The sequence below is a fragment of the Phycicoccus sp. HDW14 genome (assembly GCF_011383005.1).
In the GTDB taxonomy this organism is placed as follows: Bacteria; Actinomycetota; Actinomycetes; order Actinomycetales; family Dermatophilaceae; genus Phycicoccus.
In genome coordinates, this window is the sequence record NZ_CP049935.1 from 3,575,434 (window position 1) to 3,592,712 (window position 17,279).

Sequence of the window (17,279 nt, forward strand, 5' to 3'; positions counted from 1 at the left end):
CCCTCACCGCCGGGCAGGCAGGGGTGTGCCGGCCGGGACGACCGTGACGGGCACCGTGCGCTGCTTGAGGTCGTGGCCGGAGGCCGCCGCCCACTCGGTGATGACGCGCCGGACCTCGGCTCCCAGAGGACGCTGCCCCGGCGGCAGCGGGGGCATCCCGGGCGGTGGGGTGGTCTGGTAGAGCAGCCAGGACTGGCCGTTGCCGGTGACCCATCCGCCCTCGAGGGCGCGCAGCAGCAGGGAGAGCTCGGCGGCCATCGCGAAGAACGAGCTGGCCCGCGAGTGCGGGGCGAGGCGCACCCGCTCGCCGATGATGCGCAAGCGGTCCACAGAGCTCGTCGCCTCGGCACGCAGGTCGCGCACGACCGAGGTGTTCGAGCTCACCGTCAGCTCCACCCAGCCCATGGCGGTGGTCGCCGCCAGCTCCTCGCGCCCGAGGACCGCGTCGATCCGGCGGGAGCGCAGCATGAAGCCGAGCTGCTCGGCGAGGCGGTAGATGCGGTCGTCGTCGGTGGTGTTGCCCGCGACGAGGTTGCGCACGTTCTCGATCGCCCGCCACAGCTCGAAGAGCAGCTCCTCGAAGACCGTGACGAAGCCCCGGTTCGAGGCCTCGGCCTTGTCGTAGGGGTAGGGGGTGTTCGTGTCGGTGCCGTGGGCGAGGTCCATCCCGAGCAGCCGGAAGTACGCGTTGCGGCGCACGGCCTCGGCGTCCGGGCGCACCGAGCTCGTCGAGAGCCAGGCGGCGAAGGGGTTCGTGGCCCCGAAGAGCAGGGCCTCGGTCGCGTCGAGCCAGCGCTGGGTGGCGACCGACGCCACCCCCAGCCCCTCGCCGCTGCGGAAGGCGCGCACCACGCGGGCGAGGATCTGCGGAGCTCGCGTGTTCTCGATGGCGTAGGCGTAGATGAGGTGGTCCCAGGCCGGCTGCGTCCCGGTCGGCACCGGGAGCGGGGCGTTCGGGGGCGTCGTCCACTGGCCGGTCTCGAACGCGTTCAACCCGATCAGGGCGGTGCGGGCCGGACCGGCCGGAGGCTGCCCCTGCGCCCAGAGGTCGGCGTCGTTCCACACCTGCTCCATCCGCAGGACGAGGTCGAGGGGATCGGAGGTGAGGACCTCCGCCTGCGCGAGCTGGAGGTTGGCCGGGGTGGGGCCGCCGATCGCGGTGGCGATCTGTTGCACGAGCTGGGGAATCATGTCCTCATCCCTCTCCGTCGGAGTCGTGGCAGTCGGCCGGGTCGGCCTGGCCGATGACGGGCACCGGGCCGTCCCAGCGGGTGACCAGGCGCGGGAAGTTCAGTTCCCGGCGGTCCCCGCCGAGCGCGCGGCGCATCCGCCCGAGCGCGCGGCCCACGCCGGGCTCCAGCGGCAGGGCCGTCGACGGGGGTGCGTACGGGCGCAGGGGGGCGAGGACCTCGACGAGGTTGGCCAGCCCTCCGCTGATGCCCTCGAGCCCGCCGATGCTGCCCATGGCGCTCCACAGCCGTTCGGACTGCTCGCTGGTCCCCGCGCTCAGGGCGTGGATCGACTCCTGGATGCGGTCGACGGAGTCGGCGAGCCCACCCAGCTGTTGCTCCACACCACCCATCCGCTGGTCCAGGCTGGTGACGGTCGGTCGCTTGTCGGCCACGGGACTCTCCTCTCTCTCGGTCACGCCGCTCGGGCGGTGTCGGTGAACCAGGCTTCGGCACGCTCGACCCACTGGCCGGCGCGGTCGGGGTGCTCGGCCTCGCGCAGGCCGGCGAGCGCGACGATGCGGATGCCCTCGGCCTGCCGCCAGTGCGGTGAGGTCCAGAGGGCGGCGCCTGCGCTGCGCTCCAGCTCGACGAGGGCCCGCGGCGAGACGCGCTGCGGGTCGACGACGACCGTGACCGGCCGACCGCCGAACCCCGGGACGGCGGTCGTCAGGCAGGTGCGTGCGATGCGGTCCATCCGCTCGTGCGACCGGCGGAGGAGCGGGGCGGTGGACTCGTCCGCACGCTCGAGGGGGTTGGCGGCGAGGACCGCCTCCTCGAGCCGGTCCCAGGGCCCCGGCCCGTAGCTGGCCCGGCACATCGCGGTACCGAGCAGGACCCGCAGCCAGCCCACCGGGTGCGGGTCGCCGAGCGGCCAGCGCAGGATGGTGCGGGAGTCCGCGACGACGTCGTGCAGCGCCGCGACGGAGGCGTACCCGGTGAGCACGAAGGCGTAGACGTCGGCGGTCACCTCGCTGCTCCAGGGCTGCCACATCGACCGCAGGGCCGGGTCGTCGGAGAGCTCCCGGCCGAGGGCGGCCTGCAGGGCGTCGTTCCAGCCGGTGAGGTGGGCGACCTGGTGGCCCGTCTCGTGGAAGAGGGAGGTGGGTCGGAAGAGGTTGTGCCGCACCACTTTGATGGCCGCCACGGGGTTGACGGTCCCCGGCGCCCAGAGCCGGATGCCAGCACGGATGATGCTCGCTCCGAGACCCTCGCCGATGTAGGTGAGCACCGGCGGCACGACGATGCCGACCTGACCCAGCGACGCCTCGATGCTCTGCAGGGCGAGCCGGTCCAGGGTGGCCATCGTCGACTCCAGCCGCCGGCTGGTGCGGGAGTTGACCGCCTGGCCGAAGAAGTCGAGGGTGGTCTCGACCTGGAGGTAGCGGCGGCGGAAGCGCTCGACAGCGGCCTGCGCGACGGGCACGGCCCCGGGCTGGGTCCGGGCGCTGCGTACGGAGGCCTCGGCCGAGCGACCCACGCGGATCAGCTCGTCGACGGTCGTGGCCAGCTGGGTGCGCACGGGGAGGCCGACAGCGTGCTCCACCGACGTCCAGGCCGCCCGGGAGGCGAAGGACTCGGCGTCGAGGCAGCCGCGGGCCGAGCCCAGCCAGTGCTGGACCTGGCGGTCGAGGTCGTCGACGAGCGCGGTGCTCACGGCCGGCTCCGCCCTGGTCCGACCGTCACCGTGGCGGTGCTCCGGTGGTCGGAGGTTGCGAGTCCGGTGACCCGGATGCGCACCGTGACACCGCACTTCGCGTCCTGGGCGGCGCGCACGAACTCCTGCCCGCTCGACCGGGCCCACGCGGAGAGCGCCGTGGACGCGGCGGCCCTGATCCGTCGGCGCAGGCGGGCGCGCTGACCCGGGGAGAGTCGGTGGTGGCGGCGAGGATGACGGCGTCGGCGGCTGTTGGCGCGGCGTTCCCACTCGGCCTCCCACTGCGCCTCCCACCGGGACTCCCACTCGGACTGGCCGTCGCCGCCGTCGGACGCGCCCGAGGGAGGCGGCGGGGATGTGGGGGCGGGCGTGGAGGGGCCCGGTCCGGCGCCGGCGGGGATCTGCACGGCGCCGTCGCTGCGGCCGACCGAGCGACCGGCGGCCCTCAGTGCCTCGAGGAGCGCCTTGAGCAGCGCCGGGCTGGCCGGGTCGGACCCGAGCGAAGCCGCGATGCGCTGGGCGTCGGGCTCGGAGAAGTACAGGGCGATCCGGGCCTCGCCGCGCCGGACGTCGAGGCGCATCCTGCGGTCGCTCGGGGTACCGGGGTCGCACGACGGCGCCTCCCGCGTCGGCATGGGGAGCGGCGTCGGCTGCTGGCCGACGGGCTGGAGGTGGAAGAAGCGCTGCCCCACCGAGATCCGGTGTCGCGACTGGAGGAACCGCGCGGGTGCGTCGACACCCAGCCGGGGTTCCCGCAGCAGGGTGGTGGCGTTCGCCCGGGTGAGGGGGTGGAGGTGGCTGTAGGCGCCGTGAGTGCCGCTGGGACCGACGATGCCCTCCAGGCGGGCGAGGGTCGGCAACGTCGTGCCGGTGGCGGCCTCGAACACGAGGACCCGGAAGCGGCCCGGCAGGGTGATCCCGTGGGCTCGGAGGGCCGCGTCGAGAGTGACGCCGCCGAAGCTGCGGACGGCGGCGGCCTGTCCCTGCGTCAGCTCGATCTCCGGCGTCCGGGTGAACTTCTTGTAGGCGTGGGGGGTGCGGGCGTGCCGGGTGACGAAGGTGCCGCCGAGGGAGGGCGCGAGGCGCAGGTCGGGCCGCACGAGGGTCGCGGGGAAGTTCGCGGCCACGGACTGCTCGAACGCCTCGGCCACGGCCACCTGGAGGAGCGCCTCGTCCTCCAGGACGTGCTCCGGCTGCTCGGCGAGCCGGCGGACGGTCTCCTCGACGGTCGTCGCGAGCATGGCCGGCACGGCCTCGGACTCGAGCTCGCCCCGCCCGTCGTGCTCCAGCCCAATGACCCGCAGGCCGACGTCGACGACGGCCCGCGACAGCGGTACCGAGAGCTGCGGGCCGACCCACTTGCCGATCAGCTGGGCGAGGTACTTGGCGAGGAAGTTGACGACCTTGGTCCGGCCGATGAGGCGCAGGCCGAGCTTGAGGGCCGGGAGGATGGCCGGGATGAACTGCTCCATCGCCGGGCCGAGGTCCTCGCCGTCGCCGGCGTCCCGCACGCGGTTCATGAAGCGGCCACGGGCCGCGGCCAGCTGCTCGAGCTCGGTGCCCGCGGGGACCTCGCTGCCGGTGTCGGGGCCGAAGGACTCGGACTGCTCCAACGCCTCCGGGGAGACCATCGACGCCGCGAGGACCGCGTCGAGGGACTCCCCGAGGGTCTCGGGGTCGAGGACCTTGACCGGCGACCCGGCGAAGTCCTCGCCCAGGGTCTCCTCCTCCGCCTCGTCCTCGAGCTCGTCGAAGGACTCGTCCTCGTGCTCGCCGATCCCGATCTTCTTCGCGAGGTCGCGTGCCGGCTGCTGGAGGGCGGCGGGGAGGCGGCCGATGGCCATCCCCAGGACGCGCTTGAGCAGGGGGTCGATCAGGCCCTTGAGCTTCTTGAGGATCGCGCCGAGGAAGGGGATCTTGCTGACGACCTTCTTCGCGACGTCCACGACCTTGCCGGCGATGCTCTTGGCCTTCTTGATGAGGCTGCCGAGGAACTGCTCGCCGGCCGGGGACACCGAGGCCGGTCCCGGGTCGAAGCGCTCCAGGAGGTCCTCGAGCTCGGACTGCGAGATCGTCTCGGGGTCCACGTGGGCGACGTGGTCCATGAAGCGCTGGACGCAGCGCTCGGCCTCGGCGCCGATCGGCCCGAGGTGGGCCTGCGCGAGCAGCTGCCGCTGGGCGCCCCAGGCGTCCGCCTGCTCACCCTGCACCCCGACCCCGGCCGCCTCGGACGTCTCCGCGACCAGCTCGGCCAGGGCCTCGTCGAAGGACTCGTCGCGCAGCTCCTCGAAGGTGTCGAGGAACAGCTCGGTCTGCTCGTCCTCACGCTCGAAGCCCGCGAGGTCCCGCTCGGAGAACGGCGAGGGCGACTCGGTCCACGGGAGCAGGCCCACGGACTCGGGGATGCTCTCGCCGAACGGCCCCGTCTCGGCGAACGGTGTCTCCGGCACGGTGAGGATGTCCGACTGCTGGGTCTGCGGCATGGTCCCTCCGAGGTCCGTGGGTGCTGTGCGCCGACCATCCTCCGGACCCGGCGTCCCCGGGTCGTGGCCCCGAACGTCGCCCTCCGGGGCCGGGCGTGTGCTGTGGAAAGGGCCCCGGCCGTCCCGCTGGCCATCCGCCGGCGGGCACGGTCCGAGTCGGCTGCCGACCTCCTCCGGTCCTCCTCGCGTCCGGCGTCCGTCCCCGTTCCGTACCGCCCTTCGTGACCGGCGTGTCCCCCGCGCGGCGACGCGCCGAAAGGCGTTGCGTGTGCGTCGTGGGGTCCGGGATACTGCGGTGACGTCCCCGCCTCCATGACTCTGACACCACCCCACGCCACCAGGGCGGTGAGAGGGACTGCCGTGACCGTTACGAGCACGCACCGACACGTGTCGGTCCTCGGGCGGCTGGCCGTCGCACCGGAGGACCGCCTGACGGCCGCCGCGCGCCGCGCCGTCGCCTACCTCGCCGTCAAGGGCCCTGTCGTCCAGCGTTCCCTGATGAGCATGGAGCTGTGGCCCTCCGTCCTCGACGAGCGGGCCCGTGCCAACCTGCGGCGAGCGATCTGGCAGACCCCGGCGGGGTGGGTCACCGCGTCATCGTGGGAGGTGAGGCTCGAGGCGGACGTCGACGTGGACGAGGCCCGGCGGGTCGCCGACCAGGCGTGCGACAACGTCAGCCTCGACGCGCGCCAGGTCGACCTCCTGACCCGTGACCTCCTCCCCGGCTGGTACGAGGACTGGCTGCTCGGCGAGCAGGACTCGTTCCACATGGTGCGTATCCAAGGGCTGGAAGCGGTGTGTCGCAACGCGACCCACCTACGGCAGTTCGGGCTGGCCACGCGGGCCGGGCTCGCTGCCGTCAGTGCGGAGCCGCTGCGCCAGTCAGCGGTCTGCGCGCTCATCTGCGCCCACCTGGAGGAGGGGAACTCCTACGAGGCGCTCCGGCGCTACGAGCAGTACCGAGGCCTCGTCGACTCCGAGCTGGGGGTCGAGCCGGCACCGGAGGTGAGCTCGCTCGTCGACGGTCTCGTCGCCCGGCCGGCCAGGCGTCGTCGCGGGGCGTGACGACTGTCGGCGCCCGCGAGTAGCGTCGGCACCCGTCAGCGACGACGGACGCAGGGAGCCCACCATGCCCAGCCAGCTCAACCCCTACCTCAACTTCCCCGGCAGGGCCCGCGAGGCGATGACCTTCTACCAGGAGGTCCTCGGCGGGCAGCTCGACATCATGACCTTCGGCCAGTACGGCGCCGAGGGTGAGGGAGCCGACGGCGTGATGCACGCCTACCTCGGCACCGACGACGGCTTCGTGCTCATGGCCTCGGACATGCCGCCGGGCCAGGAGGACGCCGCCACCGCAGCGTCCAACGTCCACGTCTCGCTGAGCGGCGACGACGCCGAGCGGCTGCGCGGTCTCTGGGACGGCCTCGCCGAGGGCGCCACGGTGTCGATGCCCCTCGAGAAGCAGATGTGGGGCGACGAGTTCGGCGCACTCACCGACCGCTACGGCATCTCGTGGATGGTCAACATCGGCAGCGGCGAGCAGCCCCAGGCCTGAGGGCTCGCGCCGGGAGGGGCCCGGTCGACCGGGTCAGCGGGTCCCGGCCGCCGCCTCGAGCTCCTCGAGCGCCTCGCCGGTGTGAACCGCGAGGCGCTGGAGGTGGGGCAGTGCCTCCCGGTCGCCGATGAACCCGAGGTCGAGGGTGCCGGCGTACGACTGCGCCGTGATGTTCAGCGCCATCGAGTGCCCGGGGATCGACACCGGGTAGGTGGCGTCGAGCCGCGCTCCGCGCCAGTACAGCGGCTTGGTCGGGCCCGGCACGTTCGAGATGCAGAGGTTGAGCGTCAGCGGACCCGGCAGCGGCAGCCCGCTCATCGCCCGGGCCACCTGGAGGCCGGCCGGCGCGAGGAGCATCGCGCTGTAGGCGATCACCGCGTCGCCCGACATCCCGCGCATCCGGGCCTTGGCGGCTCGCGACGACGAGGCGATGGCGGCCAGCCGCGAGGCCGGCTCCTCGATGTCGGTGCCCAGCGACACCAGGGTCGCCCCGACGTAGTTGCCGCCGCCCTCGCTGTCCGGGGGTCGCACGTTGACCGGGATGAACGCGACGAGCGGGCGGTCGGGCAGCTCGTCGAGGTCGCCGAGGAAGCGGCGCAGCCCGCCGGCGCAGATGGCCATGAGCACGTCGTTGAGGGTGACGTTCTTGGCCCGGGCCACCGCGCGCAGCCGCTCGAGCTCGTACTGCTGGGTGGCGAACCGGCGCGAGCGGCCGGTGCGCCCGTTGAGCACCGACATCGGCGCCTGGTACGACGTGACCGCCCGCGTCGAGGTCTCGCCGCGGCGCAGCTGGGTGCCGATGATGGTCCGCGCGACCGCCGGGATCGCCGTGAGCGAGGCCGACACGCTGCTGAGGATCGAGGCCACGTCACCCACCGGCTCACGCGTGTCGCCCTCTGCCCGAGGCTTTTTCACGAGGCTGAAGAAGTGCGGGTGGGTGCGGTCGTCGGGGTCCTCGGACAGCCCGCGCTGGAGGATGCGGGTGCCCGTGTAGCCGTCGACGAGGCTGTGGTGGATCTTCGTGTACAGCGCGAACCGGCCCGGACCGACCCCCTCGATGAAGGTCATCTCCCACGGCGGACGGCGGAAGTCGATCTGGTTCGAGTGCAGCCGCGAGACGAGGATGCCGAGCTCGCGCTCGCCGCCCGGGGCCGGCAGCGCGGAGTGCCGCACGTGGTAGTCGATGTCGAAGCGGTCGTCCTCGACCCAGCGGTGCACCGGCTGGCGCAGCACCCGGCGGGTCTGGAGGCGCAGGGTCCACGGCAGCTCGACGGCGGCCGAGCGGACGTCGGCGACGAGGTCGCGCAGGAACCCGTCGTCCTCGCCCTCGGGGTAGGAGAAGTGCAGCAGCGACCCGACGTGCATCAGCGTCTCGGGGGTCTCCCCCATGAGGAAGATGGCGTCGAGCGGGCTGGCCCACCGTGACCGGCCCACCGCGCTCACACCGCCTTGTCGTGCGTGGAGGCCACGGCGCCGGCTCCGGCCCAGGGGGCCCACGTGCCCTCGGGCTGGGCGAGCCGGTCGGCGATGACGTGGAGGGTCTCGAGCTGGTGGCCGTAGCCGAGATGGGTGGCCGAGACCTCGACGTTCTCGGTGCGCGGCGCCGGGTCGGCGACGCAGCACTCCCAGGCGACGATGCCGTCGGCCTTCGAGTAGATGCTCGTCGTCGGCACCGTCAGGGGCTGGGCCCGCAGCGCGAGGGCCTCCTCGGTGAACATCAGGTCGAGGTTGTGGCGGTTCATCATCCGGTACATCGCCCAGGCGCGGGTGGAGGCCGGGTGGTGGCGGAACGGGCTGCCGAGGGTGATGACGCCGCGCGTGTAGTCGGGCAGCGCGCGGGCCATCTCGCGGGCGTAGACGCCGCCGGCGCTCCAGCCGACGAGGCTGACCCGGCGGCCGTAGCGGTCGTGGACCTCGAGGAGCAGGTCCTCGAGGCGCGCGGCGAGCTCGGGGCTGGCCCCGAGGTTGCGGCCCTGGCGCCAGTCGTGGACGCGGTAGCCGAGCCGGCGCAGGTGCTGGCGGAGGAAGACCGTGGACTCGGGGCCGGCGAGGAAGCCGGGGAGGACGATGACCGGGTGCCCGTCGCCCGTGGGCCAGTCGGCGACGTCGCGGGTGCGGACCGCCGCGGTCGCGAGCTCGAGGGCCGCGCGCCACTCGCGCCGGGCCATCCACAGCGTCGGTGCGCTGGGGCCGGGCGGCACGGGGTCGAGCCGGGGCACGGTGGCTCCTTCGGTCGGGCGGACGCCACGACTCCGGTCGACCCGGTTCGCGACGCTGCGGAGGGCAGAGGGCCAGTGTCCCAGAACCAGCCTCGGGAGGGGAGGCTCCGCGCGGGTCCGTGTCGCACGTCTCGCCGCCCCTCGCGGCCCGCCTCGTCGGCGGGCGCCGGCGGTGCAGCGCGCACCGCGGCCTACCGTGGGTGGATGACGACGCAGCAGGACCCGGCCGGCGGGGCCACCCGCACCGAGCGCGACACGATGGGGGCCGTCGAGGTGCCGGCCGACCGGTACTGGGGCGCGCAGACCCAGCGCAGCCTCGAGCACTTCGACATCGGCCGCGACACCTTCGTCTGGGGGCGCCCGGTGGTGCGTGGTCTCGGGCTGCTCAAGAAGGCGGCAGCGCTGGCCAACGCCGAGCTCGGGCTGCTGCCGGAGGACGTGGCGCGGGCCGTCGTGGAGGCGGCGGACGAGGTGGCCCGCGGGGAGCTCGACGGGCACTTCCCGCTCGTCGTCTTCCAGACCGGGTCCGGGACGCAGTCGAACATGAACGCCAACGAGGTCGTCTCGAACCGGGCCATCGAGCTGCTCGGCGGCGAGCTCGGGTCGAAGTCGCCGGTGCACCCCAACGACCACGTCAACCGCAGCCAGTCGAGCAACGACACCTTCCCGACGGCCGTCCACGTGGCGGTGGCCCTCGAGCTCGCCGAGCGGCTGCACCCCGCCGTCGACGCGCTCTGCGAGGCGCTGGAGGCCAAGGCCGCTGAGTACGCCGACGTCGTCAAGGTCGGGCGCACCCACCTCCAGGACGCGACGCCGGTGATGCTCGGCCAGGAGATCGGCGCGTGGGCCGGCCAGCTGCGCGAGGCGCAGGCCGACGTCCGGCACGCGGGGGAGCGGGTGCTCGCGCTGGCCATCGGCGGCACGGCGGTGGGCACCGGGCTCAACGCCCCGGCGGCGTTCGGGCCGGCGGTGGCGCGGCACCTGTCCTCCGAGACGGGGCTGGCCTTCCACCAGGCCGACAACCTCTTCGTCCAGCTCGCGGCGCACGACGGGCTGGTCGCGGTGTCGTCGGCGCTGCGGACGCTCGCGGGCGGGCTCATGAAACTGGCCAACGACGTGCGCTGGCTGGCGTCCGGGCCGCGCACCGGCATCGGCGAGCTGCGCATCCCCGAGAACGAGCCGGGGTCCTCGATCATGCCGGGCAAGGTCAACCCCACGCAGTCCGAGGCGATGACGATGGTCGTCACGCGCGTGTTCGGCAACGACGCCACGGTCGGGTTCGCCGGCACGCAGGGCAACTTCCAGCTCAACGTCTTCACGCCGGTGATGGCGCACGCCGTGCTCGAGTCGGTGCGGCTGGTGTCGGATGCCTGCCGCTCGTTCCGGGAGCACTGCGTCGTCGGGCTGGAGGCCGACCGGGCGGTCATCGCCGAGCACCTCGACGCCGACCTCATGCTCGTCACCGCGCTCGCCCCGCACATCGGCTACGACGCGGCGGCGGCCATCGCCAAGCAGGCGCACCGCGACGGCTCGACGCTGCGCGAGGCGGCGCTGGCGTCGGGGTCGGTGTCGGCGGAGGACTACGACCGCTGGGTCGACCCCGCCGCGATGACCCGCCCCGACTGACCACCCCGGCCCGTTCGAGGTGAAACCCGACCGGAATCGGGTCGCCTTTCACCTCGAACCGAGCGATCCGCTCGTCGAGGTCAGTCGGAGAGGAGGCCGCGCAGGTCGTCGGCGGTCAGGGCCCGGCTCAGCGCCGCGCCCTCGTCGACGACGCGGGTGAAGAGGTCGCGCTTGCGCTCCTGGAGGGCGATGACCTTCTCCTCGACCGTGTTCCGTGACACCAGCCGGTAGACGTTGACGGGTTTGGTCTGCCCGATGCGGTGCGCACGGTCGATGGCCTGGGCCTCGGCGGCGGGGTTCCACCAGGGGTCGAGGACGAAGACGTAGTCGGCCTCGGTGAGGGTGAGGCCGAAGCCGCCGGCCTTGAGCGAGATGAGGAACACCGGCGCCTCGCCGTCGCGGAAGGCCGCGATGCGGTCGGCGCGGTCGCGGGTGCGGCCGTCGAGGTACTCGTAGGCGATGCCCTCGGCCTCGAGCCGCCGCCGGACGATGGCGAGGAACCCGGTGAACTGCGAGAAGACGAGCGCGCGGTGCCCCTCGCCCGCGAGCTCGGTGACGTGCTCGACGAGCGCGTCGACCTTCGCCGACTCGGCCAGCCCCGCGTACTCGTCGTCGACGAGCGAGGGGTCGAGCGAGAGCTGGCGCAGCGCCGTCAACGCCCGCAGCACCGCCATCCGGTTGCCGTCGAGGTCGTCGATGAGCCCGAGCAGCCGCTGCCGCTCGCGCTGCAGGTGCCGGTCGTAGACCGCCCGGTGCCGTGGGTGCAGGTCGACGGTGAGCACCTGCTCCTGCTTCGGCGGCAGCTCGGTGGCGACCGCCTCCTTGGTGCGGCGCAGCATCAGCGGACGGATCCGCCGGCGCAGCGTGGCCAGCCGGTCGGCGTCGCCGTCGCGCTCGATGGGGTTGGCCCACTGCTCCTTGAAGGCGCCCGGCCGCGGGTGCAGCCCGGGGGCGACGATGGACAACAGCGACCAGAGGTCCATCAACGAGTTCTCGAGCGGGGTACCCGTGATGGCGAACTTCGCTCTGGCAGAGAGCCGTCGGACCGCCTGGTAGGTCTTGGCCTGGTGGTTCTTGACGAACTGTGCCTCGTCGAGCACCACTGCCCCCACGGCCGCGATCGCCACTGCTCCTCGTCGATGCGCGCCACCGTGTAGGACGTGATGACCACCTGCGCGTCACCGATGGCGGCCGCGAGGGAGCGGCGGTCCTTGCCGCGGGTGCGCTCGACGACGGCCGTGCGCAGGGACGGGGCGAACCGGGCCGCCTCGCCCGCCCACGTGGACAGGACGGAGGTGGGTGCGATGACGAGCACCGGGTGGTCGAGCTCGCCGAGCTCGTGGGCGCGCTGCACCATCGCGAGCATCTGCACGGTCTTGCCGAGGCCCATGTCGTCGGCGAGCACCCCACCGAGGCCGCAGTCCCAGAGCATCGAGAGCCACTGGAACCCCTCGACCTGGTAGGGCCGCAGCGTGGCGTCGAGGCCCTCGGGGACCTCCGCGGGTGCCAGCCCGCCGCCGTCGACGAGCCGTCCGACGGTGCGGGTCCAGCGCTCGCTCTGCTCCTCGACGACCCCGAGCGCCGCGAGCTCCTCCCAGAGCCCGACGTGCACGGCCGAGATGCGCATCGGGTCGGAGGGCTTGTCCTGCAGCGAGCGCGCCTCCTCGACGAGCCGCCGCAGCGTCTCGAGCTCGGGGCGGTCGAGGGCGAACCACGTGCCGGAGTCGAGGATGAGGTGCTCGTGCCGGCGGGCGATGGCCTCGATGAGCGGTGCGAGCGGCACGTCCTCACCGGCGACCGTGACCGAGATGTCGAGGTCGAACCAGTCGGTGGCCGCCCCGGTGCCGCCCCCCGAGCCGTCGCTCGTGGACACCTGGATGAGCGGGGCCTCGTCGACCTCGGTGTATTCGGCGACCTCACCGGCGATGTCGACGTCGAGGAACGGCAGCTCCTCGAGCAGCGGCAGCAGCTGGGCGAACCCGACGGTCGTGAACCCGTGGAAGCGCACCTCGGGCACGAGGTGCGGCTGGTGCGCGACGACCTGCCAGAGCGCCGCGAACCCCGCGGCCTCGGGCACGTCGCGCAGCTGCTCGACGAGCCGGCGCTCGGCGGAGCGGTCGCGCATCGGGTCGGGGTCGTCGGACCCGAGGGCGACCCGCACCCCCTTCGCGCCTCCGTACCGGAACCCCCACTCGAGGTGTGTGCGGTGCCCCGGCTCGACGGTGACGGCGAGGTGCAGCCGCGGCGGGACGGCCTCCGGGAGCTCGAGCTCGGGGGAGAGGCTGCGGACCCGGGCCTTGCGCCGCAGCCCCGGCAGGTGGGTGACGGTGAAGCGCGCCCAGTCGGCCTCGGGGACCTCGACGACCCCGAGGTCGAGCAGCCGCTGGCGCGTGCCGTCGAGGGGCTCGGTGAGCGAGCCGAGCACGAGGGTGTCGTCGTCGCGCAGCCAGAACCCGGTGGCCGGCGAGCCGACCAGGTGGGTGTCGGTGCCCGGGCCCACCGGGAGGTCGAGGCGCGGGTGGAGGGCGGCGCCGTCGTCGGTGCGCTCGATGTCGACGACGAGCTCGGCGGGGTCGGGGGCGAAGGCGACGTCGCCGCTGCCGGTGAGGTCGGTGAGCAGGCGCACGCCGGCCCGGTCGGCGGCCCGCAGCAGCGAGACCCAGCCGGCCCCGAGGTGGTCGAGGAGGATGGCGTCGGGCATCCGGCCGTACCCGTAGGCGCGGACCGAGCGGCGGTGGGCGTCGGCGACGGCGGTGAGCGCGTCGACGTGCGCCTCGGGGTAGGTGACGCGTCCGTAGCCGTAGTACCCGCCGGCGAAGGACTCCCAGGAGACCCCGGTGCGGATCCAGGCGCCGCGGACCCCGGGCACGACCGGCCGCAGCCGCAGCTGGGCACGCCCGGTGTCCTCGGTGAGCCGGGCCCGGCCGGTGCGGTCGGTGGTGGGCTCGATGAGCAGCCCGACGGGCGTGACGTCGCGGGGCACGTCGTCGTCGAGGAGGCCGCCGAGGGCCCGCTCCCACGTGGGGGTGGGCGGCTCGTCCGGGGCGGCGGGAGTCGGTGCCAGCTCGCGCACCCGGGCCGCGACCGCGACCGCGTGCTTGCAGTCGCCGCCGACCGGGCACGAGCACTGGCTGTGCCAGCGCCGCAGTGCCTGCCGGTCGCCCTCCTCCTGGGGGCGCAGGGCCACCTGCGTCGTGTAGGTCTGACCGGCGCTGCCGCCGACCCACCCGGTGGCGTGCGCGCCGTCGGCGGAGACCTCGACGTCGACGACCCGCCCCTCGCGCGCGTACGCGAGCCCGCGCGCGACGGTGACGGTGCCGCACACCTCGCCGAGCTCGCGGTTGGTCAGCTCCGCGAGGCGGCGCGCGGTGACGACCCGGGCCATCGGCACCCCTCCTCGCAGGCGTGGGACGCCCCTGCGCCGGCGTTCCCTGAACGTCCTACCGTACGTCGCGACGGGGACATCCGCCGAGCCCGTCCACAGGGGTCGGAGGGTCTGCCGGACGGCTCAGGCGGGCAGGACGAGCGCGAACGTCGTGCCGCGCCCGGCCTCCGACGTGACCTCGACCGAGCCGCCGTGCGCCCGGGCCACGGCGTCGACGACGGCCAGCCCGAGTCCGGACCCGCCGCTGCCCGACGAGCGCGAGCGGTCGACCCGGTAGAAGCGCTCGACGAGGTGCGGCAGGTGCTCGGCGGGGATGCCCGGCCCGGCGTCGGTGACCTCGACCCGCACCCCGCCGGGCCGGACGAGCACGCGCAGCGCGACGGGCGTGCCGTCCGGGGTGTGCCGCACGGCGTTCGACGTCAGGCCCACGAGGGCCTGGGTGACCCGGTCGCGGTCGGCGGTGACGACGAGGTGCTCGGGGGCGTCGAGGGTCACGGCGCGGTCGGGGGCGACGACGCGCAGGTCGGAGGCGACGTCGCGCAGCACCTCGGCGAGGTCCATCGGCGCGCGGCGCAGCGCGTCCGGGGCGTCGAGGCCGGCGAGGTCGAGGAGGCCGTCGACGAGCCGGCGCATCCGGGCCGCCTCGTCGCCGATCCGGCGCATGGCGTCGTCGACGTCGGCCCGTCCGCGCTCGTCGAGCGGGCCGTCCGGACGGGTGGAGTGCAGGGCCGCGTAGCCACCGAGCGTCGTCAGCGGCGTGCGCAGCTCGTGGGAGGCGTCGGCGACGAAGCGGCGCATCCGCTCGTTGGTGGCCGACGTCGTGTCGATCATCGTGTTGAGGGCCTCGCCGAGCCGGGCCGCCTCGGTGCCCGGTGGCCCCGGGGGCACCCGCCGCGAGGTGTCGCCGCCGGTGATCGCGTCGGCGGCGTCGGTCATCTCGGCGATGGGCCGCAGCCCGAGCCGGTCGACCCACCACAGCAGCAGCCCGACGAAGGTCGCGACGACGAGGCCGGTGAGCAGCAGGGTGAGGGCCAGCCGGCGCGTGGTGACGTCGGCGGAGGTCGTCGGCACGGCGATGACCGCCTGGGCCCGCCCGTTGGCCAGCGGCACGGTGACCACCCGGACGCGCGCGGCCTCGCCGGATGCCGTCGCCCGGCCGGCCGGGGTGAGCACCCGCTCGCCGGGGGCGAGGTCGGGCAGGAGCGTGGGGTCGGCCTGGGGCGCGAGCACCGTGGTCAGCCGGCCGTCCCCGCCCATCCGGCCGACGTAGACGTCGCTCAGCGCGGCGGTGGCGACCCCCCCGTCCGAGCGCTGCGAGGCGAGGAGGACGGCGCGCGGGTTCTTCGCCAGGGCACCGAGCTCGGCGTCGAGGCGGCCGACGAGGAAGGCCCGCTGGACGAGGACGACCGCCACGCCCGCGACGACGGCGAGGACGGCCAGCACGGCCACGGCCGCGACGAGCCGACGGCGCAGGGTCATCAGGGCTCCCGCACGGAGTAGCCGACGCCGCGGACGGTGTGCACGAGCTTGGGCTCGACGGCGTCGACCTTCTTGCGCAGCGTCGACACGAACGACTCGATGATGGCCGTCTGGCCCGCGAAGTCGTACTGCCACACGTGGTCGAGGATCTGGGCGCGCGTGACCACCCGGCCGGCGTTGACGAGCAGCAGCCGCAGCAGGCTGAACTCGGTGGCCGTCAGGTGCACCTCGGTCTCCCCGCGCCACACCCGGTGCTGGTCCTCGTCGAGGACGAGGTCGTGGACCCGGTGGCGGGCGCTCGGGGCCGCGGCGGTGCCACCGCGGCGCAGGGCGACGTGCACCCGGGCGACGAGCTCCTCGAGGGCGAACGGCTTGGTGATGTAGTCGTCGCCGCCGCTCGTCAGGCCGCGCACCCGGTCGGCGGTGTCGGTGCGCGCGGTGAGGAAGAGGACGGGGGCGGTGCTGCCGGCGGCGCGCAGCCGGCGCAGCACCTCGAAGCCGTCGAGGTCGGGGAGCATCACGTCGAGGACGACGACGTCGGGGGCGGTGCGGGCGGCCACGGCCAGGGCCTCCTCGCCGGTGGCGGCGGCCGTCACGTCCATCCCGGCGAGGCGCAGGGCGGACGTCACGAGGTAGGCGATGTTCTCCTCGTCGTCGACGACGAGGACCTTCGGGACGGGGGAGGGGTCGGCCACGGCGCCCACGCTCCCACGCGCCCCCGGTGGCTGTCTGGAGGAAACCTCGGGACCTGCTGGAGACGACGCGGCCGGTGCCGACGGACGCCGACGTATCAGCGGCCGCGCGCCGGGCATCTCCCAGTCCGACCATCCCCCAGGACAGGAGAAGACCATGCCCCCTCGCTGGACCAAGGAAGCCGAGGACCTCCTCGCCGTCGGGTCGTCGGGCACCCTCGCCGGCGGCACCGCCAAGGCCGTGCTGCACGTGACCGACTGCCCCTCGGGCGGCGACCGGTTCGCCGCGATGCACGAGACGCTCACCGCGAAGAAGGCCGAGCCGCACTACCTCTACGACCCGCGCACCGACCGGCTGGGCCAGTACTTCGCGCTCGACCGCAGCGCCCGGGCGCTGTGCACCGGCCCGGGAGCGCACTCGGCGAACAAGACCGGGTCGAGGGTCATCCAGGTCGAGGTCGTCGCGCAGGCCGCCCACCCCTTCACGAAGGACTGGCGGCCCGGGCCCAACTTCCGGGCCATGATGCGCGACATCCGCGCCAACGGGGTGCGCGACCGGTGGATCGCCCGGCCGGCCCACAGCTACGCGGACGCCGCCACGCTGCGGGTCTCGTACGCCACCTACGCCGCGTGGAGCGGATGGCTCGGGCACTGCCACGTCCCCGGCCAGAACACCGGCGACGAGGGGCCGACGTTCGGCCACTGGGACCCGGGAGCCATCGACACGGCGGCGTTCTTCGCCGCCGCGCCGCACGGGGCGCCCGCCCACCAGGGGGCCGCGCACGACGGTGCCGCGCACCCGACGTACGTCGTCGTCGACGGCGACAACCTCTTCCAGATCGCCCTCCGGTTCCACACGACGGTCGAGAAGCTGGTGTCGCTCAACCACATCAAGAACCCGGCCCTGATCCACCCCGGGGACGTGCTCCTCCTCGCCTGAGTCGCACGGAGCGT

13 protein-coding genes and 1 pseudogene are annotated in these 17,279 nt (G+C 74.1%); 4 read left to right on the forward strand and 10 right to left on the reverse strand.

Annotated elements, in window-relative coordinates; all coding sequences use genetic code 11:
• Positions 1-3: 3 nt before the first annotated feature.
• From G7075_RS17625 to G7075_RS17640, 4 genes are read right to left on the reverse strand one after another with little or no spacing between them, the layout of a single operon-like run.
• Positions 4-1,191: a hypothetical protein gene (locus G7075_RS17625; protein WP_166123774.1), complete on the reverse strand. Its 1,188-nt coding sequence runs from the start codon at positions 1,189-1,191 to the stop codon at positions 4-6.
• A 4-nt stretch (positions 1,192-1,195) separates the two neighbouring features.
• A complete protein-coding gene (locus G7075_RS17630; protein ID WP_166123776.1) occupies positions 1,196-1,624 on the reverse strand; it encodes a hypothetical protein in 429 nt (142 codons plus the stop codon).
• Positions 1,625-1,644: 20 nt separating this feature from the next.
• Complete coding sequence (locus G7075_RS17635; protein WP_166123778.1) at positions 1,645-2,886, reverse strand: hypothetical protein; 1,242 nt, start codon at positions 2,884-2,886, stop codon at positions 1,645-1,647.
• On the reverse strand, positions 2,883-5,369 hold the full coding sequence (locus G7075_RS17640; protein ID WP_166123780.1) for a hypothetical protein: 2,487 nt from the start codon (positions 5,367-5,369) through the stop codon (positions 2,883-2,885). The genes G7075_RS17635 and G7075_RS17640 overlap by 4 nt, the downstream gene beginning before the upstream one ends.
• 360 nt (positions 5,370-5,729) lie before the next feature.
• Here G7075_RS17640 and G7075_RS17645 point away from each other — a divergent pair, with 360 nt between their 5' ends.
• Both G7075_RS17645 and G7075_RS17650 read left to right on the forward strand, forming a co-directional pair.
• A complete protein-coding gene (locus G7075_RS17645) occupies positions 5,730-6,434 on the forward strand; it encodes a bacterial transcriptional activator domain-containing protein (RefSeq protein WP_166123782.1) in 705 nt (234 codons plus the stop codon).
• A 64-nt stretch (positions 6,435-6,498) separates the two neighbouring features.
• Positions 6,499-6,924: a VOC family protein gene (locus G7075_RS17650; RefSeq protein ID WP_166123784.1), complete on the forward strand. Its 426-nt coding sequence runs from the start codon at positions 6,499-6,501 to the stop codon at positions 6,922-6,924.
• Between the two features lie 33 nt (positions 6,925-6,957).
• Here G7075_RS17650 and G7075_RS17655 read toward each other — a convergent pair whose 3' ends face one another.
• Together G7075_RS17655 and G7075_RS17660 are read right to left on the reverse strand one after the other, a co-directional pair.
• Positions 6,958-8,367, reverse strand: coding sequence for a wax ester/triacylglycerol synthase family O-acyltransferase (locus G7075_RS17655; RefSeq protein WP_205860558.1), 1,410 nt, complete (start codon positions 8,365-8,367; stop codon positions 6,958-6,960).
• Positions 8,364-9,143 carry a triacylglycerol lipase gene (locus G7075_RS17660; RefSeq protein WP_166123786.1) on the reverse strand — a complete coding sequence of 260 codons (780 nt, stop codon included), beginning with the start codon at positions 9,141-9,143 and terminating at the stop codon, positions 8,364-8,366. The genes G7075_RS17655 and G7075_RS17660 overlap by 4 nt, the downstream gene beginning before the upstream one ends.
• Positions 9,144-9,347: 204 nt before the next feature.
• Here G7075_RS17660 and fumC point away from each other — a divergent pair, with 204 nt between their 5' ends.
• Positions 9,348-10,769 carry a class II fumarate hydratase gene (gene fumC / locus G7075_RS17665; RefSeq protein WP_166123788.1) on the forward strand — a complete coding sequence of 474 codons (1,422 nt, stop codon included), beginning with the start codon at positions 9,348-9,350 and terminating at the stop codon, positions 10,767-10,769.
• 80 nt (positions 10,770-10,849) lie between these two features.
• On the opposite strand, the gene G7075_RS23150 is transcribed toward fumC, so the two are convergent.
• From G7075_RS23150 to G7075_RS17685, 4 genes and pseudogenes are all read right to left on the reverse strand, one after another.
• Positions 10,850-11,443 carry a helicase-related protein gene (locus G7075_RS23150; RefSeq protein WP_240918074.1) on the reverse strand — a complete coding sequence of 198 codons (594 nt, stop codon included), beginning with the start codon at positions 11,441-11,443 and terminating at the stop codon, positions 10,850-10,852.
• 6 nt (positions 11,444-11,449) lie between these two features.
• Positions 11,450-14,154, reverse strand: a pseudogene (locus tag G7075_RS17675) (SNF2-related protein); the annotation flags it as partial.
• Positions 14,155-14,277: 123 nt separating this feature from the next.
• On the reverse strand, positions 14,278-15,633 hold the full coding sequence (locus tag G7075_RS17680; RefSeq protein ID WP_166123795.1) for a cell wall metabolism sensor histidine kinase WalK: 1,356 nt from the start codon (positions 15,631-15,633) through the stop codon (positions 14,278-14,280).
• Entirely contained in the window at positions 15,633-16,328 is a 696-nt protein-coding gene (locus tag G7075_RS17685; RefSeq protein ID WP_240917730.1) for a response regulator transcription factor, read from the reverse strand. Before G7075_RS17685 ends, G7075_RS17680 begins: the two co-directional genes overlap by 1 nt.
• A 154-nt stretch (positions 16,329-16,482) precedes the next feature.
• Between G7075_RS17685 and G7075_RS20445 the strand changes: the two genes are divergently transcribed.
• Positions 16,483-17,265 carry a LysM domain-containing protein gene (locus tag G7075_RS20445; RefSeq protein WP_205860560.1) on the forward strand — a complete coding sequence of 261 codons (783 nt, stop codon included), beginning with the start codon at positions 16,483-16,485 and terminating at the stop codon, positions 17,263-17,265.
• The last annotated feature ends 14 nt before the right edge of the window (positions 17,266-17,279 follow it).